The organism is Actinomadura sp. GTD37, assembly GCF_041951365.1.
Lineage (GTDB): Bacteria > Actinomycetota > Actinomycetes > Streptosporangiales > Streptosporangiaceae > Spirillospora.
In genome coordinates this window covers 426,020-447,323 of sequence record NZ_JBGNUS010000002.1, presented here as the reverse complement: position 1 = coordinate 447,323, position 21,304 = coordinate 426,020, and the positions used below count along the sequence as shown (strand labels likewise).

The following is a 21,304-nucleotide window of genomic DNA, read 5'->3' as shown; positions in this document are numbered from 1 at the left end:
GAAACGGCCCCGGCCACGGCGACGCCGCTCCGCCGGGCCCTTGTGGTCTCCGGGACGGTCGGCTACGGTCCCGCCAGGGTTCACCCGCGGCGCCCGGACGGCACGGTCCCGGCACGCCGCCGTGGACCGCATGCCCGCACCCCCGCGACGCGGGACACCAGGGGCCCGGCCACCCACCGCTGGGGTGGCCGGGCCCACCGCGTCCCGCGCCGTCCCGTCCCCGGACGGCCGTTTCCGACAAGACCGGCCGGATCCGGCCGTCCTAGGGTCGGTCCCATGAACGTCCTGAACGCCTCCGATCTGGCCCGCGCCGCGGAGTTCATGCGGCTGAACGGCCGCCTCATCGACCGGCGCCGGTTCGCGCTCCACTTCGGCGGCGGCCCAGCCGCCCCCGTCGTCGCCGCGCTCAGGCCCTACGAGAACCCCGACGGCGGCTACGGCCACGCCCTCGAACCCGACCTGCGCGGGGAGGGCAGCCAGCCCGTCCCGGCCCAGCACGCCCTCCAGATCCTGCACGAGGCGGGCGCGGACGACGACCCCGCCGTCGCCCGCGTGGGCGGCTACCTGGCGTCCGTCACCGGGGCGGACGGGGGAGTGCCGTTCGTGCTGCCGAGCGTCCGCGGCACCCCGCACGCGCCCTGGTGGCGGACGCCCGACGACCCGCCCGGGAACATCAACCCCACCGGCACCCTCGCCGGAATGCTGCACCGGGCCGGCTCCGGCCACCCCTGGCTCGGCCCCGCCACCGCCTTCTGCTGGCGCCACCTGGACGGACTCACCGCCGAACCCGGCGCCTACGACGTCCTCGCCGTGCTGACGTTCCTCGACCACGTCCCCGACCGCGACCGCGCCGAAGCGGCGTTCGCCCGCGTCCGGGACGTCCTCGCGGCCGCCGCCCGCAGCGACCACCAGGGAGTCCTCGACTTCGCCCCCGCCCCGGACGGGTACGGGCGCCGCCTCTTCGCCGACGACGTGATCGAGGCCGGTCTCGACGCCCTCGCCGGCGCCCAGGACGACGACGGCGGCTGGGACATCGCGTTCCCCAGCTGGACCCCCGTCACCCGCCCCGAATGGCGCGGCTTCACCACCGTCGAACGGCTGCTGACCCTGCGCGCCTACGGACGGCTCGAGACCTGACTCACAGCAGGTTCCGGACGGGCTCGCCCGCCAGGTCCCGCACCTCGTGCGCGAAATGGGCCTGGTCGGCGTAGCCCGCCGCGTACGCCGCCGCCGCCCGCGTCTCGCCCGCCCGCACCAGCGCCAGCGCCCGCTGGAAGCGCAGCACCCGCTGCAGCGTCTTCGGCCCGTAGCCGAACGCCGCGATCGAGCGGCGCCGCAGCTGGCGCTCGCCGACGCCGAGCCCGTCCGCCGCGTCCCGCACCGAGCCCCGCGCGAGCGCCGCCACCACCGCCGGGACCAGCGGATCCGGCGGGCCCATCCGCGCCCGCACCGCCGCGACCAGGGCGGCGCGCCGGTCGCCCGCCTCCGCCACGGTCTCCGCCAGCCGGTCCGCCTCCGCGCCCCACAGCTCCCGCAGGGGGACGCGCCCGTCCCGGACCGCGTCCGCCGGGACGCCCAGCACCGGCGGCGCCGTCCCCGGCCGGAACCGCACCGCGACCAGCGCGTCGCCGGGCCGCATCGCCGCCGGGACCGGCCCGGTGTCGGGCCCCGCGACGAGGACGCCCGCGGCCGACCAGATCAGGTCGACGCAGCCGTCCGGCACCACGCGCTGCACGAACGGCTCGGCGTCCAGCGGCAGCGCCGCCGTCCACGCGCACGCCAGCCCCGGCGCCCCGTACTCCCGGTAGGCGCGCCGAGCGGAGCTCGTCGCGCGCCCGGCGGCGGGCGGGGGCTGGGGGACGGTCGGACCCATCCCTCCTGCATACCACCCGACCAATCGGGCAAGGGCCATGAAAGCCAGCTAAAACGGGAGAAGTCATGTCGAACGATCTTCAGGGAAAAGCCATCGCCTTCCTCTGCGCCCCCGAGGGCACGGAGCAGGTCGAGCTCACCGAGCCCTGGACGGCCGTCGAGCAGGCGGGCGGCAACCCGCGCCTGGTGTCCACCCAGTCCGGCCGCCTCCAGGCGTTCGACCACCTGGACAGGGCCGACACCTTCCCCGTCGACACCACGGTCGACGTCTCCGAGCACGCCGAGTTCGACGGGCTCGTCCTGCCGGGCGGCGTCGCCAATCCCGACTTCCTGCGCACCGACCCGGGCGCGGTCGCGTTCGCCAGGTCCTTCTTCGACGCGGGCAAGCCCGTCGCCGTCATCTGCCACGGACCGTGGACCCTCGTGGAGGCGGACGTCGTCCGGGGACGCACCATGACGTCCTGGCCCAGCCTCCAGACCGATCTGCGCAATGCGGGCGCCACCTGGGTGGACGAGGAGGTGAAGGTATGCGAGGGCGGCCCCAACGTCCTCGTCAGCAGCCGCAGGCCCGACGACCTCAAGGCGTTCTGCCGGGCCGCGGTGGAGGCGTTCAAGCGCTGACCGGCCGGATGTGGTCTAGACCTCTGACCTAGACCAATCGGTGAACCGCGGGCGACCATATCCTGCACGAATATCGGTACCGGCAAGTAACTAAGTACGGTTGTGCACGTGACCCGTCGAGCGAAGATTGTCAGCACCATCGGTCCCGCCTGCTCCAGCACCGAGCAGATCAACGCCCTCGTCGACGCCGGCATCGACGTCGCCCGGCTCAACATGAGCCACGGCGACTACGCCGTCCACGAGGAGGTCTACCACCGCCTCAGGGCGGCCGCCGACGCCACCGGACGCGGCGTCGGCATCCTCGCGGACCTGCAGGGCCCCAAGATCCGCATCGGGCGCTTCCCCGACGGGCCCGTGCGGCTCACCCTCGGCGACGAGTTCACCATCACCACCGACGACGTCCCCGGCACCCGCCGCGAGGTCTCCACCACCTACCAGGGCCTGCCCGGCGACGTCGGCCCCGGCGACTCCGTCCTCATCGACGACGGCCGCGTCGCCCTCAAGGTCGTCGACGTCGACGGCACCCGCGTGCGCACCACCGTCACCGTCGGCGGCATGGTCTCCGACAACAAGGGCCTGAACCTGCCCGGCGTCCCGGTCAGCGTCCCCGCCCTCACCGAGAAGGACGAGCGCGACCTCCGCTGGGCCCTGCGCCTCGGCGTCGACCTCGTCGCCCTCTCCTTCGTGCGGACCCCCGCCGACGCCGACATCTGCTACCAGATCATGGAGGAGGAGGGCGTCCGCGTCCCCCTCATCGGCAAGATCGAGAAGCCGCAGGCGGTCGAGCGCCTCCCCGAGATCGTCGCCGCCTTCGACGGCATCATGGTCGCCCGCGGCGACCTCGGCGTCGAACTGCCCCTCGAACAGGTGCCGATCGTCCAGAAGCGCGCCATCGAGCTGTGCCGGGAGAAGGCCCGCCCGGTCATCGTCGCCACCCAGATGCTCGAATCCATGATCTCCGCGCCGCGGCCCACCCGCGCCGAGACCTCCGACGTCGCCAACGCCGTCTTCGAGGGCGCCGACGCGGTCATGCTCTCCGGCGAGACGAGCGTCGGCCAGTACCCGATCGAATCCGTCCTCACCATGAGCCGCATCGTGCAGACCGCCGAGCAGGCCGCCCTGCACGCCACCCACACCCTCGAGCGCATGCCGGAGACCGTCGGCGGCGCCATCGCCCGCGCCGCCGCCGAGGTCGGCGCCATCGTCGGCGCCGAGGCCCTCGCCGCGTTCACCATGTCGGGCGAGACCGCCCGCCGGCTCTCCCGCTACCGCTCGCCCATCCCGCTCCTCGCCTTCACCTCCGTGCCCGCCGTCCGCGGCCGCCTCGCCCACGTCTGGGGCGTCGAGACCTTCATCGTCCCCCAGGTCGACCACACCGACGCCATGTTCGGCCAGGTCGAGCAGGCCCTCCTCGAACTCGGCCGCTGCCAGAAGGGCGACAAGGTCGTCGTCGTCGCCGGCTCGCCCCCCGGCACGCCGGGCTCCACCAACGCCCTCCGCGTCCACAGCATCGGCGACGCCATCGGTATCCAGCACTGAGGCGCCCGCCCCGGGCGCTCACGCACCACGGCGCTCACGACCACCGGCCACCCGCCACGCCGGGCACCGCGCGACACGCACCCCGCGCGGTGCCCGGCCCCCCTCCGCGGTCCGCCGCCGAAGTTTGCCCACCGTGCAGGTATCACCGGCCGGTCTCATTTGCACGTCGCTCCGGACAACCGGTCAACCCAGCCGCCCACCCGAGAAACCAACCGACCACAGCCCGCAGAACGCCCCACCTACCGTCCCCACAAACCTCACCCAGCCCGCACCACCGAGCACACCTGCTCCCACCCAAGGCTGCGCCCGGGCCGAGCCCAGGGCCGCCGCCTGGACCGACATCCAGTACTTCGGCCCTCAGAGCCACCCGGGTCGCGTGAGCACACCTGCTCTCCGCACAGGGCTGCGCCCAGGCCGAGCGCGGGGCCGGGGCTGGGGTGACATTCAGTCTTCGCCCACAGAGGCGTCCAGGTCGCGTGAGTTCGCCTGCTTCCCGGCGTGGGGGGGCGCAGGGCCCGCCGGAGTTCAGTGCTTCGGCCCCACGAACTCGTCCAGCCGCGCCACGGCCTCCCGCCGCGCGACCGACACGTTCTTCGCGTTCATCTGCGTCCACGCGACCTCGAGCCGATCGAGCGCATCCGTGAAGAGCCGCTGGATGTCGGCCGACACGTTGGTGAAGTTGTACCGCGGATACTCGTACCAGCGATCCCCGTCCTTGAGGCGCTTGCGCACCCGGTTCGTCGTCCGGCACCCGTCCGAGTGGATCAGCCCGCGGACGAACTCCTCGGTGTACTCGTCCACGATCTCCCGCTGCCACCCGGCCAACTCGATCTTCCGCGTGTGCTTCATTCCCGGTCCATGCTGGGGGAGCAGGCATGGCCAATGCTTGGAGTAGGACCCCACCATCGTGCAGCCGGGCTTCTGGCGGCGCCCGACTCGGGACGCCAGAAGCGCGCCCACGGCCTCGGCGGCGGCCTCTATCAAGCCCGGCCAGCAGTCGGAACATGCGATCTCCAGACGGTAGACGCCGTTGCGCTGGCGCGCGAGATGGCCATCGCCGAGGTAGAGCCCGAGGAGATACGAGTAAGCCGTCCTGTCGACCGTCTGATCGTGGCAGCGGGGGCACGACGGGGGAGTGTGGTTCGCCGCCTTTTCGGGATGCTTCTTCCAGTGGCCCAGCGTGGAGGTGGGGATGCCGGTCTGCCGATGGACCTCGGCGATCGTGAACCCAGCTGCCAGCAGGCGTAACGCCAGCGGACGTTTTCGCGGATCGTACATGCCCGCACCCTCACACCCGCCACCGACAGTTTCCGTTCGAATACCCAGGGCGAGAACTCATGTGGGCTTACGCGGGGGCAGGTGGGTCCACTGGCATCTATGGCGAGTGGGCGGAAGCCGGATGGGAGACGCTGAGCTGAAAAGTGCCCCGGGTGGGACTCGAACCCACACTGTACGGTGTTTGAGACCGCTCCCTCGTGCCGATTGGGGTACCGGGGCATTTACCCGAGCAAACTAGACATTCAGCTCGCGTTTTTAGTTGGCGGGGGCTTCGGGTGGCCTGCCTCGGACCAGGGTAGCGGGTTTCGGTAGGCTCGTGCGCGTGGAGAGCACGCGGCGAGTTGTGATCGCGGAAGACGAGGCCCTGATCCGGCTGGACCTCAAGGAGATGCTTCAGGAGGACGGCTACGAGGTCGTCGGAGAGGCGGGAGACGGCGAGACCGCGGTGCGGCTGGCCGGTGAGCTGAAGCCGGACCTCGTGATCCTGGACGTCAAGATGCCGGTGCTGGACGGGATCTCGGCGGCCGAGCGGATCTCCGCCGACCGGATCGCCCCGGTGGTGATCCTCACCGCCTTCTCCCAGCGCGAGCTCGTCCAGCGGGCGACCGACGCGGGGGCGATGGCGTACCTGGTCAAGCCGTTCACCAAGACCGACCTCGCGCCCGCGATCGAGATGGCCGTGAGCCGGTACACCGAGCTGCGGGCGCTGGAGGCGGAGGTCGCCGGGCTCCAGGAGCGGCTGGAGACCCGCAAGGTGGTGGACCGCGCGAAGGGCCTGCTGCAGCAGGCCCACGGCTGGTCCGAGGCCGAGGCGTTCCGCTGGATCCAGAAGACCTCGATGGACCGGCGGCTCACGATGCGGGCCGTCGCGGAGGCGGTCGTCGCGGGCGCGTCCGGCGGACGGGACCAGCCCGCCGCCGGCTGAGCGCGCCATTACCGCCTTCCGGCGCGGTTGCCAAGGTCCAACCAGCGGCTTTGGCTCGCCCCACCATCGTCACCTTCTGTAATCGTCCCAGGCAACGCCGGGTATCGGATGGCACGGGGGAGTAACGAACGAGTAACCCTTCGATCCGGGGGTCCTGTTCTGGGGTGGGTCGACGGTGTACGACATAGCTGGTCCCCGACTGACCGTTTTCCTTTCCGAAGGGCCGGTGTCGGGGCATGACTCGTACCCGATCCCCTCCCGGATGGAAAGGTTGGGCACCTTGCGGCGCAACAAGATGAGGATCACCGGCGCGGTGGCGGTGAGCGCGGCGCTCGCGCTCAGCGCCGTGGCCTGTGGTGGCGACGATAGCGATTCCGGTGGCAGCGGCAACGAGGTCACGGTCGGGTTCATGGGCGACCTGACCGGTGAGAACTCGGGCCTGGTGATCCCGCCCAAGCAGGGCGCGCAGCTGGCGATCGAGCAGTACAACGCCACGAACCCGAAGGTCAAGATCAAGCTCAAGACCTACGACAGCCAGGGCAAGCCGGAGCAGGCGACCTCGCTGGCGCTGGCCGCGGTCAAGAACGACAAGATCGCGAGCCTGATCGGCCCGGCGTTCTCCGGTGAGTCGCAGAGCGTCGGCCCGATCCTCGAAGAGGCCAAGATCCCGAGCGTGTCGCCGTCGGCGACGAACATCACGCTCGCGGAGAAGAGCTGGAAGTACTGGCACCGCGTGGTGGCCGACGACGCGGCGCAGAGCACCGGCGTCGCCGACTTCGTGATGAACTCCGGCGCCAAGAAGGTCTTCCTGGTGTCGGACAACCAGGACTACGGCAAGGGCCTCGCGGACGCCATCGAGAAGGCCGTCAAGGCCAAGGGCGCCCAGACCCAGAGCGACGCGGTCGACGACAAGGGCACCGACTACTCCTCGACGGTCAACAAGATCAACGAGTTCAAGCCGGACTTCGTGTACTTCGGCGGCTACTACGCGGTCGCGGGCCGGCTGTTCAAGCAGCTGCGCGAGGGCGGCTACAAGGGCAAGATGATGTCGGGCGACGGCTCGCTGGCCACCGGCCTGATCGAGGGCACCGGCCAGAAGAACGCGCAGGGCACGCTGATCAGCTGCGGCTGCCTCATCGACCCGACCGGCAAGACGAACCCGAAGGCCAAGAAGTTCGCCGACGACTACAAGGCGAAGTTCGGCTCGGACGTCGCGATCTACTCCACCGAGGGCTTCGACGCGGCGACGGCGCTCATCGAGGCGGTCAAGGCCGGCAAGACCGAGCCGGAGCAGATCAACGAGTTCCTCAAGACCGTCGACGTCCAGGGTGTCGGCAAGAGCATCAAGTTCGCCGAGAACGGCGAGCTCGCCACCCAGGACATCTACATCTACGAGGTGAAGGACAACCAGCTGCCGCTGCTCGGCAAGAGCAACGAAGCGAAGGTCTCCTAGGCGCCACCAGCGCCCCTGACGAGACCCCCCTGATGGCGCGGGAGCGGGAGCGCTACAGCGCTCCCGCTCCTTCTCTGATTAAGGCGACCCCAAGGTGCTCGACGACTTCATCAATCAATTCTGGCCGTCGACCATCGACGGCCTGGCGCTCGGCGCGATCTACGCGCTGCTGGCGCTGGGCTACACGATGGTCTACGGCGTGCTGAGGCTGATCAACTTCGCGCATGCCGACATCTTCATGGTCGGTACCTTCGCCGCCCTGTGGACGGTCCGTTCGCTCGGCGTCGGGACGGTGGGCGGCATCGCCCTCATCGGTGTGGTGGCGCTGACCGCGGTGGTGGCGGGCGTGGTCACCGCCGGCAGCGCGATGCTCCTGGAGGTGACGGCGTACCGGCCGCTCCGAAAAAGGGGCGCGTCCCGGCTGGCCGCGCTGATCTCGGCCATCGGGGCGTCGATCTTCATCCAGCAGCTGTTCGCGACGGTCGTCGTGCACCGGGTGTTCGGGACGTCGAAGGAGGGCGGCCGGCTGCCCGTCGACGAGCACTTCAAGCAGCTCTCGAACGCGGTGGACCTCGGCCCCATCCAGATCAGCAACGACAAGCTGATCATCTTCATCGGCGCGGTGCTGATGATGGTCGCGCTCGACCAGTTCGTGAACCGGACGAAGCTCGGCCGCGGCATCCGCTCGACGGCGCAGGACCCGGAGACGGCCGTGCTGATGGGCGTCAACATCGACCGCGTCGTGTCGGTGACGTTCGTGATCGGCGGCGTCATGGCGGGCGTCGCGGCGGCGCTGTACTTCCTGCGCTTCGAGCAGACGAACTACTTCGTCGGGTTCCTGCTCGGCATCAAGGCGTTCACGGCGGCGGTCCTCGGCGGGATCGGCAACATCCGCGGCGCCCTCGCCGGCGGGTTCGTCCTCGGGCTGCTCGAGATGTACGGTTCGAGCCTGTTCGGTTCGCAGTGGCGCGACGTGGTCGCGTTCACCGTGCTGATCCTGGTCCTGATGTTCCGTCCCACCGGCATCTTCGGTGAGTCCCTCCAGCAGGCGCGCGCATGAACCTTTCGAAGACGAAGAACGGCAAGGCGGGCCGGCGCGGTACCGGCCTCTCCCTCGATCCGCTGCGGGACTGGTGGGCGGGCGCCCCCGGGTGGCAGCGCTGGGCGGTCTACGTCCTGCTCATCGTCGGCGCGGTGTTCCTGCCGAGCGAGGCGATCGGCAGCTTCATGGCGCCGAGCGGCGCGAGCTGGCCGTCGATGCTCAGCGACCAGATCGCCATCTACGTGCTGCTGGCGCTGGGCCTGAACGTCGTGGTGGGCATGGCCGGCCTGCTGGACCTCGGCTACGTGGCGTTCTACGCGGTCGGCGGCTACACCATCGCGATCTTCGCGGTGCGGTACCACTGGAGCTTCTGGGAGACGCTCGTCCTGGCGATCCTGTTCTCGGCGCTGGCGGGCGTGATCCTGGGCGCGCCGACGCTGCGGCTGCGGGGCGACTACCTGGCGATCGTGACGCTCGGCTTCGGTGAGATCGTCAAGCGGACGGCGAACAACAGCTCGTTCGTGAACGGCCCGCGCGGCGTGCAGGGGATCCCCCACCCGCCGTCGCTGTCGGAGTTCGAGGTCCTCGGCGTGCAGCCGCTGAAGTACGGGCTGCTGGACACGCGGCCGTACTACTACCTGCTGCTCGTGTTCATCATCGTCGCGATCATCTTCGTCCGGCGGCTGGACGCCTCGCGCGTCGGCCGGGCGTGGGCGTCGATCCGCGAGGACGAGGACGCGGCGGAGCTGATGGGCGTCCCGACGTTCAAGTTCAAGCTGGCGGCGTTCGCGATCGGCGCGGCCATCGGCGGCAGCGGCGGCGTGGTGTTCGCGGCGAAGCAGACGTCGATCCTGCCGGCGAACTTCGAGTTCATCGTGTCGGCGCTGATCCTGGCGGCGGTCGTGCTGGGCGGCTCGGGGAACATCCCGGGCGCGATCCTGGGCGCGTTCGTGGTGGCGTGGCTGCCCGAGCGGTTCCGGTTCCTGGACGAGTACCGCATGCTGATCTTCGGCGGCGCGCTGGTGCTGATGATGATCTTCCGTCCGGAGGGGCTGTGGCCGTCCCGGCGGCGCAAGGCCGAGCTGGCGGAGGGAACGGGCGGCATGGGCAGTCTGGGCGCCGAGGTCGCCGGCCCGGGCCAGTCCGAGGCCGCGGAGGTGGGCAAGTGAGCGGGACGGACGAGCGCAGGCCGGTGCTGGAGCTGCGCGACGTCGTGATGCGGTTCGGCGGCGTCGTGGCGCTGAACAAGGTGGAGATCACCATCCGCGAGGGCGAGATCTTCGCGCTGATCGGCCCGAACGGCGCGGGGAAGACGACGGTGTTCAACGTGACCACCGGCGTCTACCGGCCCACCGAGGGCTCGGTCGTGTTCGACGGCAAGCGCATCGACGGCAAGAAGCGCTACGTCGTGACGAAGCTCGGCATCGCCCGGACGTTCCAGAACGTGCGGCTGTTCCACAACATGACCGCGCTGGAGAACGTCCTGGTGGGCACGGACGCCCACCACCGGACGGGCCTCGCCGGCGCCGCGCTGGGGCTGCCGTGGTTCCACCGCGAGGAGCGGCAGGGCCGTGAGCGGGCCCGCGAGCTGCTGGAGCTGGTGGGGATCCCGCACCGGGGCGAGGAGGCCGCGAAGAACCTGCCGTACGGCGACCAGCGGCGGCTGGAGATCGCGCGGGCGCTGGGCACGAACCCGAAGCTGCTGCTGCTGGACGAGCCGGCGGCGGGCATGAACCCGGCGGAGAAGGTGGCGCTGCAGGACCTGATCCGCAGGATCCGCGACACCGGGGTGACCGTCCTGCTCATCGAGCACGACATGAGCCTGGTGATGGGGATCAGCGACCGGGTCGCGGTGCTGGACTTCGGGCAGAAGATCGCCGACGGCCTCCCGGCCGAGGTGCAGAACGACCCGCGGGTGATCGAGGCGTATCTGGGGGCTCCTGCCGATGCTTCTTGAGATCGAGGACATTCACGTCCACTACGGAAAGATCGCAGCGCTCAAGGGCATCTCGGTGTCCGTGGACGAGGGCGAGATCGTCACGCTGATCGGCGCGAACGGCGCCGGGAAGACGACGACGCTGAAGACGATCTCGGGCCTGCGGAACCTGACGTCCGGCTCGATCCGGTTCGACGGCCGCGACATCAGCAGGCTGGCGGGCCACAAGCGGGTGTCGGCCGGGATCGGGCAGGCGCCGGAGGGGCGCGGGATCTTCCCCGGGATGACCGTGGAGGAGAACCTCCTGATGGGCGCGTACGCCCGCAAGGACAGCCCGTCGAAGGAGCTGGCGGAGGCCTACGAGCTGTTCCCGCGGCTCGCCGAGCGCAAGTCGCAGGCGGGCGGCACGATGTCCGGCGGCGAGCAGCAGATGCTCGCGATCGGGCGGGCGCTCATGGCCAAGCCGAAGGTGCTGCTGCTGGACGAGCCGTCCATGGGGCTCGCGCCGATGCTGGTCCAGCAGATCTTCTCGATCATCCAGGAGATCAACCGGCGCGGCACGACGGTGCTGCTGGTGGAGCAGAACGCCCAGCAGGCGCTGCAGATCGCGAGCCGCGCGTACGTCCTGGAGACGGGCCGCGTGGTGAAGGCCGCGCCGGCGGGCGAGCTGCTCGACGATCCGCAGGTCCGCGCCGCCTACCTGGGCGGCGAGATGACCGCGTCCGCGGCCGAGCCCGCCGAGCCCGCCGAGTCGGACGGGCCGGCGGAGCCCGCCGGGTCCGGGGACGACGCGGAGGAGTCCAAGTAGCGGTATCGCGCTTCGCGGGACGCGCCCGCCGGGTCCGGTTCGCCGGCCCGGCGGGCGCAGCCGCATCCGGGGGAGCGTGTCCGGGCCCGGTCAGGGCAGCGTGATCTCGGCGGGCGCGGGGTCGCCCACGGCGCCGACGGGCGGGGAGCCGTAGAGGCGGAGGGTCTTCACCTTCGCGCCGCGCGGTATGTCGAACCAGAGGTCGAACTCGACGCGCATGGACGAGCCGACGGAGAGCCGCTCGGGCTGCCGTTTGATCATGGTGGCGTTGACGTCGGGGGAGTGGGCCCGGCCGTCGGCGGTGACGAGCCGCTGCTTCCAGGTGTCGAAGACCTGGATGTCGCGGCCGGTGTTGACGGCGAGGACGCGCACGCGGGTGAAGGCGCCCTTGGCGTCCATCGCGGCGTGGGTGCCCATGACGTCGGTCATGGCGGTGCTGAAGCCGACGACGGTGAAGCGCATGTCGGCGCTCCGCCCGGTCCTGCCCTGGGGGACGGCCTCGCCCTCGCGGGCCTTCTCGGCGGGGATCTTGTAGTCGGGGAGCGCTGCGGCGCCGCCGGAGCCGCCGCCGGAGCAGCCCGCGAGCAGGAGGACGGCGGCGAGGCCCAGCGCGGCGGCCGGACGGGTGCGCGGATGAAGGTGGCGCATGGTCCGGAACGTACGGCGGATCGGGGACGGGCTGAACCCGGCGATCTCGTTTCGCAACCCAACCGCAACCGGTGACGGACCCATGCCGGTGTCGAACCGGGACGGCGGCCGTCCCCGGACATGCGTTGACCCGGGATCACCTTTGGGGCCGTACGAACCTTCCCCGGGCGCGTACGTTGTCTACTCGGTGATCCCGGGCCGTTCCGATCCACGCTACAGACCCCGGGCCGCGCATCGCAAAGAAAGCGCGGATCGCGCCGGACCGGCGCGGAGGGCCCGGCGCGGGGCCGGGCGCCGCGTCAGGCTCCGGGCGGAGCGTCCCGCAGCATGCAGGTGAGCCGGGCGGTGCAGACCCGCCGGTCCTGCTCGTCGGTGATCACGATGTCGTAGGTGGCGAGGGTCCGCCCGCCGTGCGCGCGGGTCGCCACGCCCGTCACGAACCCCTCGGTCGCGGACCGGTGGTGGGTGGCGTTGATCTCGATGCCGACCGCGACGCGGCCCGGACCGGCGTGCAGCGCCGACCCCGCGGACCCGAGGGTCTCGGCGAGCACGCAGGACGCGCCGCCGTGCAGGAGCCCGTACGGCTGGGTGTTGCCCTTGACCGGCATGCGCCCGACGACCCGTTCGGCCGACACCTCCAGGTACTCGACGCCCATGGCCCTGGCCAGGTCGCCGCGCCCGTCGAACTCCTCGCCGGAACCGATCTTCGCGGCCACTTCCTGCGGGGACGTCCCGCCGGTGTCAGTCACTTACGCCTCCACACAACTGTCGTACGCGCAGACTAGAGTCCTCGTGTGGCGACGACACCAGCGACCCCTGACAAGCGTGACCGGCTCCTCCTGCTCGACGGGCATTCCCTGGCCTACCGGGCGTTCTTCGCGTTGCCGGTGGAGAACTTCTCCACCACCGACGGGCAGCCGACCAACGCCGTGTACGGCTTCACCTCGATGCTCATCAACGTGCTGCGCGACGAGCAGCCGTCCCACATCGCGGTGGCGTTCGACCGCTCCGAGCCGACGTTCCGGCACGAGCAGTACGTGGAGTACAAGGCGGGCCGGCAGAAGACCCCCGACGAGTTCCGCAGCCAGGTCAGCCTGATCTTCGAGGTGCTGGACGCGCTGCGCATCCCGCGGATGTCGGTCGCCGGCTTCGAGGCCGACGACATCATCGCCACGCTGTCGGTCCAGGCCACCGAGGCCGGGCTCGACACCCTGATCGTCACCGGCGACCGGGACGCGTTCCAGCTCGTCGACGAGCACGTCACGATCCTGTACCCGGTCCGCGGCGTGTCCGAACTCGCCCGGATGGACCCGGCCGCCGTCGAGGCCAAGTACGGCGTCCCGCCCGAGCGGTACCGGGAGCTCGCCGCGCTGGTCGGCGAGAGCAGCGACAACCTGCCCGGCGTGCCCGGCGTCGGCCCGAAGACCGCCGCGAAGTGGCTGGTCAAGTACGGCGACCTCGACACCCTCGTCGCCCGCGTCGACGAGATCAAGGGCAAGGCCGGCGAGAGCCTGCGCGAGCACCTCGCGGGGGTGCTGCGCAACCAGCAGCTCAACAAGCTCGACACCGAGGTCGGCCTGGAGCTGACCCCGCCGCAGCTGACCATGGGCCAGTGGGACCGCGACGAGATCCACACCCTGTTCGACTCGCTCCAGTTCCGCGTCCTGCGCGAGCGGCTGTACGCGTCGCTGTCGGCGGCCGAGCCCGAGGCCGACGAGGGCTTCGAGGTCGAACTCGACGCGCTGGAGCCCGGCGCGCTCGGCGCCTGGCTGGAGGCCAACGCCGGCGACCGGCTCGGCGTCGCCGTCACCGGCGCCTGGGGGCGCGGCACCGGCGAGATCACCGCGCTGGCCCTCGCGTCCAAGAAGGGCCCGGCCGTCAACCTCGACCCGGCCGAGCTCATCGAGGACGACGAGCGCGCCCTCGCGGCCTACCTCGCCGACCCGGCCCGCCCCAAGGCGATCCACGAGGCCAAGGGCCCCATGCTGGCCCTGGCCGCCCGCGGCGTCACCCTGGCCGGCCTCACCAGCGACACCGCGCTCGCCGCCTACCTCGCGCTGCCCGGGCAGCGGACGTTCGACCTCGCCGACCTCGTCCTGCGCTACCTGCACCGCGAACTGCGCAGCGAAACCGAGGACTCCGGCCAGCTGACCCTGGACGGCTCCGGCGAGGAGGAGGCGGCCGAGGCCCTCGCGGTCCGCGCCCGCGCCGTCACCGAACTCGCCGACATCCTCGACAAGGACCTCGACAAGCGCGGCGCCACGCGCCTGCTGCGCGAGGTCGAACTGCCGCTCGTCGGCGTCCTCGCCGACATGGAGCGCGCGGGCATCGCCGTCGACGCCGACCACCTCGCGCACCTGTCGGCGTCCCTCGGCGGCCAGGTCAAGGAGCAGGAGCAGCAGGCCCACGACGCCGTCGGCCGCGACTTCAACCTCGGGTCGCCCAAGCAGGTCCAGCAGGTCCTGTTCGACGAGCTGAACCTCCCCAAGACCAAGCGCACCAAGACGGGCTACACCACCGACTCCGAGGCCCTCACCACCCTCCTGGAGAAGGACGGCCACCCCGTCCTGGAGCACATCCTGCGCTGGCGGGAGGTCGCCAAGCTCAAGAGCATCGTCGACTCCCTCATCCCGATGCTCGACGACGCCGGGCGCATCCACACCACGTTCAACCAGATGATCGCCGCGACCGGCCGGCTCTCCTCCACCGACCCGAACCTGCAGAACATCCCCATCCGCACCGCCGAGGGCCGCCAGATCCGCGAGGCCTTCGTCGTCGGCGGCGACTACGAATCCCTCCTCACCGCCGACTACTCGCAGATCGAACTGCGCATCATGGCGCACCTCTCCGAGGACGAGGCCCTCCTGGAGGCGTTCGGCTCCGGCGCCGACTTCCACACCATCACCGCGTCCCGCGTCTTCGGCCTCCCGCCCGAGCAGATCGACTCCGAACTCCGCGCCCGCATCAAGGCCATGAACTACGGCCTCGCCTACGGCCTGTCCGCCTACGGCCTCTCCCAGCAGCTGCGGATCTCCCCCGACGAGGCGCGCGGCCTCATGGAGGAGTACTTCGAGCAGTTCGGCGGCGTCCGCGACTACCTGCGCGACATCGTCGGCAAGGCCCGCCAGGACGGCTACACCGAGACCATCCTCGGCCGCCGCCGCTACCTGCCCGACCTCAACTCCGACAACCGCCAGCGCCGTGAGATGGCCGAGCGCATGGCCCTCAACGCGCCCATCCAGGGCTCCGCCGCCGACATCATCAAGGTCGCCAGCCTCAACGTCGACCGCGCCCTCCGCGACGCCGGCCTCACCTCCCGCATGCTCCTCCAGGTCCACGACGAACTCGTCTTCGAAGTCGCCCCCGGCGAACTGGACACCCTCAAAACCCTCGTCAGCACCCAGATGGCCGGCGCCTACGAACTACGAGCCCCCCTCAGCGTCTCCATGGGCACCGGCAGAACCTGGCAGGACGCGGCGCACTAGTTTTTTTGTTCTTTCCTCGGCGTCAGGCGCTGGGGCGCCTTCCTTCAACGGAAAGAACGTGCGATCGCTGCATCGCTCCGGCTCGCCCAGGGGCTCGCTGCGCGATCAGGTTTCTCGCAGGCTCGAAACCTGCCTTCGGACGCGATCGCAACGTTTCGGTCGTTGGGGGCTGGGCTTCGGGACGGTTGGGCTCGGGCGTCGACTGGCTGAGCCGCCGGTTGGTGTCGGCGTGCTCGGCGGTCACAGGACGGCTGTGGCGGGCCGAGGGCCGCACGCTGGGGGGCGGGGCAAGGAGGTTGCTCGCTTGCCTTCGGATGGACGCCTGGGGGCGCTACGGCCGGTGCTCGGTGCGGGGCGGCGGGGGCCGGTGCCATCCGGGCGCTGGGCGGTTCGGAGCGGGCGTCGTGTGTGGTGGCGCGGCCGGGCGAATCTGGTTGTTCTGGGGGTTTGGTCGTTGGCATAAGAACGGCAATGCACATTTTGGTGGAAGCGGGGCGGGGGCGGGTGGTGCGTGGGGATCCTGCGGGTACGCCGGTGGGTGTCCTAGATGTCCAGGGGGTCGTACGCTGTCCCCCTGGTCCTGTTCGGGTCTACCGGCGGGGGTATCGTGCCGCTCCTTCACAAGATCGCTGGAGTCGTGATCGTCTGCGCCGTGGTCCTCGGGCTGGCACTGCCCGGCGAGCGGGGCGGCGGGCGGGACGAGGGGAAGGCGGCCGAGCGGGCCGGGGCGGCGTCCCGGACGCCGGCCGAGGCGCGGGCCGCCAAGGCGGGGCGGACGCCCGCGCCGGGCGGATCGGGGACGGCCAGCCCCACCGCGTCGGCGACCGCGCCGATCGCGGCGGCGGCGCCCGCGGCCGCGGCGGCCAAGGCGAACGAGCTGGGCCAGGTGCCGGTGCTCATGTACCACCGGATCCTGAAGAAGCCCGAGCTGTCGCTCGACCGGTCGACCAAGGAGCTGTACGACGAGCTGACGCGGCTCGCCAAGGGCGGCTACCACCCGATCACGGCGGCGGAGTTCGTCGGCGGGCGGTTCACCGTGCCGGCCGGCGGGCATCCGGTGGTGCTGACGTTCGACGACAGCACGCCGGGCCACTTCGGGCTCGACGCGCAGGGGAACCCGAAGCCCGACACGGCGGTCGCGGTCATCGAGCAGGTCGCGCGGGAGAACCCGGGGTTCCGGCCGACGGCGACGTTCTACCTGAACAAGGACCTGTTCGGGATGGACGACGTCCAGGCGGCGGCCGGGCTGAAGTGGCTCCGGCAGCACGGGTTCGAGATCGGCAACCACACCGTGACCCACCCGAACCTGGCGGGCATGTCCGAAAAGGGGGTGCGCAAGGAGATCGGTGACATGGAGGACCGGATCGCCAAGCTCACCGGCGCGCACACCACCACGTTCGCCTACCCGTTCGGCTCCGTCCCGAAGAAGGAGAAGTGGGCCGAGAAGCAGGACGGGCGGTACGGCTTCCAGGGGATGTTCCTCGCCGGCTGGCGGCCCTCGACGTCCCCGTTCGACGGCGACTTCGACCGGTGGAAGATCGACCGCGTCCGGTCCGAGGGCAAGATCAAGGAGAACGACTGCAAGCGGTACTGCTCGACCGCGTGGCTGGACTATCTGGACAAGCACCCCGACGAGCGGTACACATCTGACGGAGACCCGAACACCGTGACGTTTCCGAAGGCCGCGGAGGACCGGATCGCCAAGCAGTACAGGGCCCGCGCGCGGACGTACTGATCATCGCCGCCCCGCCCGGATTGACCACGCGTGATTGGTCCCATATCCTGATCGCTGCGCTGTGGGCCTGCGCGCGCTTCGGACGGAGCAGGCTCGCGCTCGGTCAGGTCGGCGACATCGGTTCGGTTCACTGACGCGGCACGTTCCGCGTCCGATTCCGGTCTTCGGCAGGGCGGATAACGGCCCTCCGCGCACAACCCATACGACTTCCATGTCCGTACCGGAGCCAGCCGACACATGACGAGCAGCACCGAGGCCACCTCGACCACCCCGCAGGTAGCGGTCAACGACATCGGGTCCGAGGAAGCCTTCCTCGCAGCGATCGACGAGACCATCAAGTACTTCAACGACGGCGACATTGTCGAAGGCACTGTCGTCAAGGTCGATCGTGACGAGGTCCTCCTCGACATCGGCTACAAGACCGAGGGCGTCATTCCCTCGCGTGAGCTCTCCATCAAGCACGACGTCGACCCCAACGAGGTCGTCACCGTCGGAGACCACGTCGAGGCCCTCGTCCTTCAGAAGGAGGACAAGGAAGGCCGTCTGATCCTGTCCAAGAAGCGCGCTCAGTACGAGCGCGCCTGGGGCACGATCGAGAAGATCAAGGACGAGGACGGCATCGTCACCGGCACCGTCATCGAGGTCGTCAAGGGCGGTCTCATCCTCGACATCGGCCTGCGCGGCTTCCTGCCCGCGTCGCTCGTCGAGATGCGCCGGGTCCGCGACCTGCAGCCCTACGTGGGCCGCGAGCTCGAGGCCAAGATCATCGAGCTGGACAAGAACCGCAACAACGTGGTGCTGTCCCGCCGCGCCTGGCTGGAGCAGACGCAGAGCGAGGTCCGCCAGACCTTCCTCAACACGCTGCAGAAGGGCCAGGTCCGCAAGGGCGTCGTGTCGAGCATCGTCAACTTCGGCGCGTTCGTCGACCTCGGCGGCGTCGACGGACTGGTGCACGTCTCCGAGCTGTCCTGGAAGCACATCGACCACCCGTCCGAGGTCGTCGAAGTCGGCCAGGAGGTCACGGTCGAGGTCCTGGACGTCGACATGGAGCGCGAGCGCGTCTCCCTGTCGCTCAAGGCCACCCAGGAAGACCCGTGGCAGCAGTTCGCCCGCACCCACCAGATCGGCCAGGTCGTGCCCGGCCGCGTCACCAAGCTGGTGCCGTTCGGCGCGTTCGTCCGGGTCGAGGAGGGCATCGAGGGCCTGGTGCACATCTCCGAGCTGGCCGAGCGCCACGTGGAGATCCCCGAGCAGGTCGTCCAGGTCGGCGACGAGATCTTCGTGAAGATCATCGACATCGACCTCGACCGGCGCCGGATCAGCCTCTCCCTCAAGCAGGCCAACGAGGGCGCGGCCAGCATGGAGGAAGAGGACTTCGACCCCACGCTGTACGGCATGCCCGCCGAGTACGACGACCAGGGGAACTACAAGTACCCCGAGGGCTTCGACGCCGACACCGGCGAGTGGCTGGAGGGCTTCGACGAGCAGCGCGAGACGTGGGAGCGGCAGTACGCCGAGGCCCGCACGCGCTTCGACGCCCACCGCAAGCAGATCGAGGAGGCCCGCAAGGCCGAGGCGGAGGCCGACACCGCGCCCGCGAGCACCAGCACCAGCACCACCAGCGGCGGCGGCGGCGAGACCTCCTACTCCGGCGGCGGCGAGAGCGAGTCCGGCGGTGGCGCCCTCGCCACCGACGAGGCGCTCGCCGCGCTGCGGGAGAAGCTCTCCGGCGGTCAGTGAGCCGCATCCCTTCCCCGGCGGACGGCCCGTCCGGACGCCGGGGGAGCGGAGGTCGGTGACAGCGCGCTGACCGCTCGCCCGCGCCACGCCGCCGCGGCGGCCCGCGGGTGAACAACACGAACACGGCCGGAGACGATCTTCTGGATCGGCCTCCGGCCGTGCTTCGCTTGCGCCACGATGGCGGGGGGCAGCGTCCCCGACGCTTCACCTCACCCCCCGAAGGTCCGCTCGTCTCCGGGAGCACTCGTTCAATTGGCCAGGACAGACGCCGAACCCGACGCCGGCACCAGGACCGGCGGCCCCGCCGCGGCCGGCCCCTCGATCGTCCCGCAGGGGCCCGCCCGGCTCGCGCTGATCGCGGTCACGGTCGCGGTGCTCGCGCAGACCCTGCGGTTCTCACTGCCGCAACTCGACCACTTCGCCGACCGGACCGGCAACGCGGTCGCCGCGTTCGGCGTGCTCCTCATCTACCTCGCCGGGTTCACCGCCCCGCTGATCCGCCGCGCGGCCGGGCCGCGCGGCCTGCTGCTCGCCGGCATCGGCGGGCTGTTCGCCGTCCGGCTGCTCGCGCAGGCCATCGACCCGCAGACCTGGCTGGCGTTCGCCGGCACCGCGATCGGCATGATCGCCGTCGCGGCGCTGTACGAGGGCGCCCGCGGCCTGTCCGGCGTCGGCTTCGCCACCGCGGCGGTCGCGGGCCTGGCCATCGACAGCGCGGTGCGGATGGGCTTCGCCACCTGGGACCCGGTCTGGCGGGACGGCCCCGGCCCCTGGCTGGCGTGCCTGGCGTTCGTCGCCGCGGGCGCCGTCGCCCTCTACCGCGAACTGGTGTCGGGCCCGGTCGGCGCGCCCGGCGTGTCCTGGCGGGACGCGCTCGGCGCCGCCGCGCTCGGGCCGTTCCTCGCGCTGCAGATCCTCGTCCTCGCCAGCCCCGCGTTCGTGGCGTCGTCCGGCTGGCAGTCGCTGACCGGCGCGCACGTCACCATCGTCATCGGGCAGGGGTGCGCGCTCGCGTTCCTCGCCTCCGGCCTCGCCGTGCGGGCGGTGCCGGGCGGCGTGTGCGTGCTCGGCGGCACCGTCCTCGGCGTGGGCATCGGCGCCGTCGCCGGGACGTACGCCGTCTCCGGCATCGAGGTCGTCCCCATCGTGATCGTCGGGCAGGTGATGGCGGCATGGCTGCTGGCCGTGGCGTGCCGGGCGCCGCTGCGCCGCGCCGGGACCGGCGGGCCGGTCTGGCGGATCGACGCCGGCGCCGCGCTCGGCGGCCTGCTGGTCGCCGCGATCCTGATCCCGTACCAGGTCAGCGCGGTGTCGCCGCTGCCGTTCCCGAACAACCTGCTGCCCGGCCTCGCCGGGATCCTGCTCGGCGCCCTCGCGGCGTTCGCCGCCGCGCGCGGCGGCCCGCTGCCCGCCCGCGCCCCGCTGCGCGCCGTCACCGCCGGCGCCGCCGCCCTCGTGCTGCTCGCCGGCACGCTGGTGTTCACCGTGGCCGCGCCGGACGGCGAGGCCCAGCCGGCGGCCGCGTCCGGGCAGGTGCGGGTGCTCAGCTACAACATCCACGACGCGGTCGACCAGTCCGGGCAGCTCGACCCGGAGGGCATCGCCCGCGTCATCGAGGGGCAGCGGGCGCAGGTCGTCCTGCTGCAGGAGGCCGGACGCGGGTCGCTGCTGTCCGGCACCACCGACGTCGGCGTGTGGCTGTCGCGGCGCCTCGGCATGAAGCTGATCTGGGGCCCGGCCGCCGACGGCCAGTTCGGCAACGCGATCCTGACGTCGCTGCCGGTGCGCAGCTCGGGGACGGGCCGGATGCCGCGCGGCGACTGGTCGCAGATCCGCGGGTACGTGTGGGCGCGGCTCGCCGTCGGGAAGACCACGATGGACGTGTGGTCGACGCACCTGGAGGGCGGCGACGGCCAGGCCGCCGAGCGGGCCCGGGAGATCGCGGCGCTGCTGCGGGCCTGGGGCGGCGCGCCCCGCACGCTGATCGGCGGGGACTTCCAGACCGACGCGGGCAGCCCGGAGCTGGCCGCGATGACCGACGGCACCGACCTGCGCAGCGCCGCCCTCGGCGGCGAGCCGTACCCGACCCGGCCGGACGGCTCCACGCACGACTGGATCTTCGGGTCGGACGGCATCCTCGTCACCGACTACGAGGTGCCGAAGTCGAAGGCGTCCGACCACTATCCGGTCGCGGTGACCGTCCGGATCGGGCGGTGAGCGGG

Annotated in this window: 17 protein-coding genes and 1 tRNA gene; 13 read left to right on the top strand and 5 right to left on the bottom strand. The window is 71.3% G+C overall.

Annotated features, from left to right (window positions below; translation table 11 throughout):
* Nucleotides 1-276 precede the first annotated feature (276 nt).
* On the top strand, nucleotides 277-1,137 hold the full coding sequence (locus ACA511_RS16190; RefSeq protein ID WP_375025146.1) for a hypothetical protein: 861 nt from the start codon (nucleotides 277-279) through the stop codon (nucleotides 1,135-1,137).
* Between the two features lies 1 nt (nucleotide 1,138).
* Here the strand turns inward: ACA511_RS16190 and ACA511_RS16185 are convergent, their stop codons facing one another.
* The gene (locus tag ACA511_RS16185; RefSeq protein WP_375025145.1) at nucleotides 1,139-1,873 is read right to left on the bottom strand and encodes a DUF6597 domain-containing transcriptional factor; all 735 of its coding nucleotides are present in this window, start codon (nucleotides 1,871-1,873) and stop codon (nucleotides 1,139-1,141) included.
* Nucleotides 1,874-1,938: 65 nt separating this feature from the next.
* Here ACA511_RS16185 and ACA511_RS16180 point away from each other — a divergent pair, with 65 nt between their 5' ends.
* The gene (locus ACA511_RS16180) at nucleotides 1,939-2,493 is read left to right on the top strand and encodes a type 1 glutamine amidotransferase domain-containing protein (RefSeq protein ID WP_375025144.1); all 555 of its coding nucleotides are present in this window, start codon (nucleotides 1,939-1,941) and stop codon (nucleotides 2,491-2,493) included.
* 108 nt (nucleotides 2,494-2,601) lie between these two features.
* Nucleotides 2,602-4,032 (top strand): pyruvate kinase, encoded by a 1,431-nt coding sequence (gene pyk / locus ACA511_RS16175; protein WP_375025143.1) that lies wholly within the window; start codon nucleotides 2,602-2,604, stop codon nucleotides 4,030-4,032.
* Nucleotides 4,033-4,557: 525 nt separating this feature from the next.
* On the opposite strand, the gene ACA511_RS16170 is transcribed toward pyk, so the two are convergent.
* Both ACA511_RS16170 and ACA511_RS16165 read right to left on the bottom strand, forming a co-directional pair.
* A complete protein-coding gene (locus tag ACA511_RS16170) occupies nucleotides 4,558-5,310 on the bottom strand; it encodes a helix-turn-helix domain-containing protein (RefSeq protein ID WP_375025142.1) in 753 nt (250 codons plus the stop codon).
* Between the two features lie 144 nt (nucleotides 5,311-5,454).
* A tRNA-Leu gene (locus ACA511_RS16165) sits at nucleotides 5,455-5,529 on the bottom strand.
* 97 nt (nucleotides 5,530-5,626) lie between these two features.
* On the opposite strand from ACA511_RS16165, the gene ACA511_RS16160 reads away from it, so the two are divergent.
* The 6 genes from ACA511_RS16160 (at nucleotide 5,627) to ACA511_RS16135 (ending at nucleotide 11,474) form a co-directional block, all read left to right on the top strand.
* Nucleotides 5,627-6,235, top strand: a complete 609-nt coding sequence (locus ACA511_RS16160) for an ANTAR domain-containing response regulator (protein ID WP_375025141.1) — start codon at nucleotides 5,627-5,629, stop codon at nucleotides 6,233-6,235.
* 280 nt (nucleotides 6,236-6,515) lie between these two features.
* Nucleotides 6,516-7,688, top strand: coding sequence for a branched-chain amino acid ABC transporter substrate-binding protein (locus ACA511_RS16155; RefSeq protein ID WP_375025140.1), 1,173 nt, complete (start codon nucleotides 6,516-6,518; stop codon nucleotides 7,686-7,688).
* A gap of 94 nt (nucleotides 7,689-7,782) precedes the next feature.
* The gene (locus tag ACA511_RS16150; RefSeq protein ID WP_375025138.1) at nucleotides 7,783-8,748 is read left to right on the top strand and encodes a branched-chain amino acid ABC transporter permease; all 966 of its coding nucleotides are present in this window, start codon (nucleotides 7,783-7,785) and stop codon (nucleotides 8,746-8,748) included.
* On the top strand, nucleotides 8,745-9,899 hold the full coding sequence (locus ACA511_RS16145) for a branched-chain amino acid ABC transporter permease (RefSeq protein WP_375025137.1): 1,155 nt from the start codon (nucleotides 8,745-8,747) through the stop codon (nucleotides 9,897-9,899). The genes ACA511_RS16150 and ACA511_RS16145 overlap by 4 nt, the downstream gene beginning before the upstream one ends.
* Nucleotides 9,900-9,946: 47 nt before the next feature.
* Nucleotides 9,947-10,687 (top strand): ABC transporter ATP-binding protein, encoded by a 741-nt coding sequence (locus ACA511_RS16140; RefSeq protein ID WP_375025603.1) that lies wholly within the window; start codon nucleotides 9,947-9,949, stop codon nucleotides 10,685-10,687.
* Nucleotides 10,677-11,474, top strand: a complete 798-nt coding sequence (locus tag ACA511_RS16135; protein WP_375025135.1) for an ABC transporter ATP-binding protein — start codon at nucleotides 10,677-10,679, stop codon at nucleotides 11,472-11,474. The genes ACA511_RS16140 and ACA511_RS16135 overlap by 11 nt, the downstream gene beginning before the upstream one ends.
* A 90-nt stretch (nucleotides 11,475-11,564) precedes the next feature.
* Here ACA511_RS16135 and ACA511_RS16130 read toward each other — a convergent pair whose 3' ends face one another.
* Complete coding sequence (locus ACA511_RS16130) at nucleotides 11,565-12,122, bottom strand: DUF4352 domain-containing protein (protein WP_375025134.1); 558 nt, start codon at nucleotides 12,120-12,122, stop codon at nucleotides 11,565-11,567.
* A 299-nt stretch (nucleotides 12,123-12,421) separates the two neighbouring features.
* Nucleotides 12,422-12,778 carry a PaaI family thioesterase gene (locus ACA511_RS16125; protein WP_375025602.1) on the bottom strand — a complete coding sequence of 119 codons (357 nt, stop codon included), beginning with the start codon at nucleotides 12,776-12,778 and terminating at the stop codon, nucleotides 12,422-12,424.
* A 138-nt stretch (nucleotides 12,779-12,916) separates the two neighbouring features.
* Here ACA511_RS16125 and polA point away from each other — a divergent pair, with 138 nt between their 5' ends.
* From polA to ACA511_RS16105, 4 genes are all read left to right on the top strand, one after another.
* The gene (polA, locus tag ACA511_RS16120) at nucleotides 12,917-15,607 is read left to right on the top strand and encodes a DNA polymerase I (RefSeq protein ID WP_375025133.1); all 2,691 of its coding nucleotides are present in this window, start codon (nucleotides 12,917-12,919) and stop codon (nucleotides 15,605-15,607) included.
* Nucleotides 15,608-16,214: 607 nt separating this feature from the next.
* Nucleotides 16,215-17,342, top strand: a complete 1,128-nt coding sequence (locus ACA511_RS16115) for a polysaccharide deacetylase family protein (RefSeq protein ID WP_375025132.1) — start codon at nucleotides 16,215-16,217, stop codon at nucleotides 17,340-17,342.
* Nucleotides 17,343-17,579: 237 nt separating this feature from the next.
* Nucleotides 17,580-19,082 carry a 30S ribosomal protein S1 gene (gene rpsA / locus ACA511_RS16110; protein WP_375025131.1) on the top strand — a complete coding sequence of 501 codons (1,503 nt, stop codon included), beginning with the start codon at nucleotides 17,580-17,582 and terminating at the stop codon, nucleotides 19,080-19,082.
* Nucleotides 19,083-19,334: 252 nt separating this feature from the next.
* A complete protein-coding gene (locus ACA511_RS16105) occupies nucleotides 19,335-21,299 on the top strand; it encodes an endonuclease/exonuclease/phosphatase family protein (protein WP_375025130.1) in 1,965 nt (654 codons plus the stop codon).
* The last annotated feature ends 5 nt before the right edge of the window (nucleotides 21,300-21,304 follow it).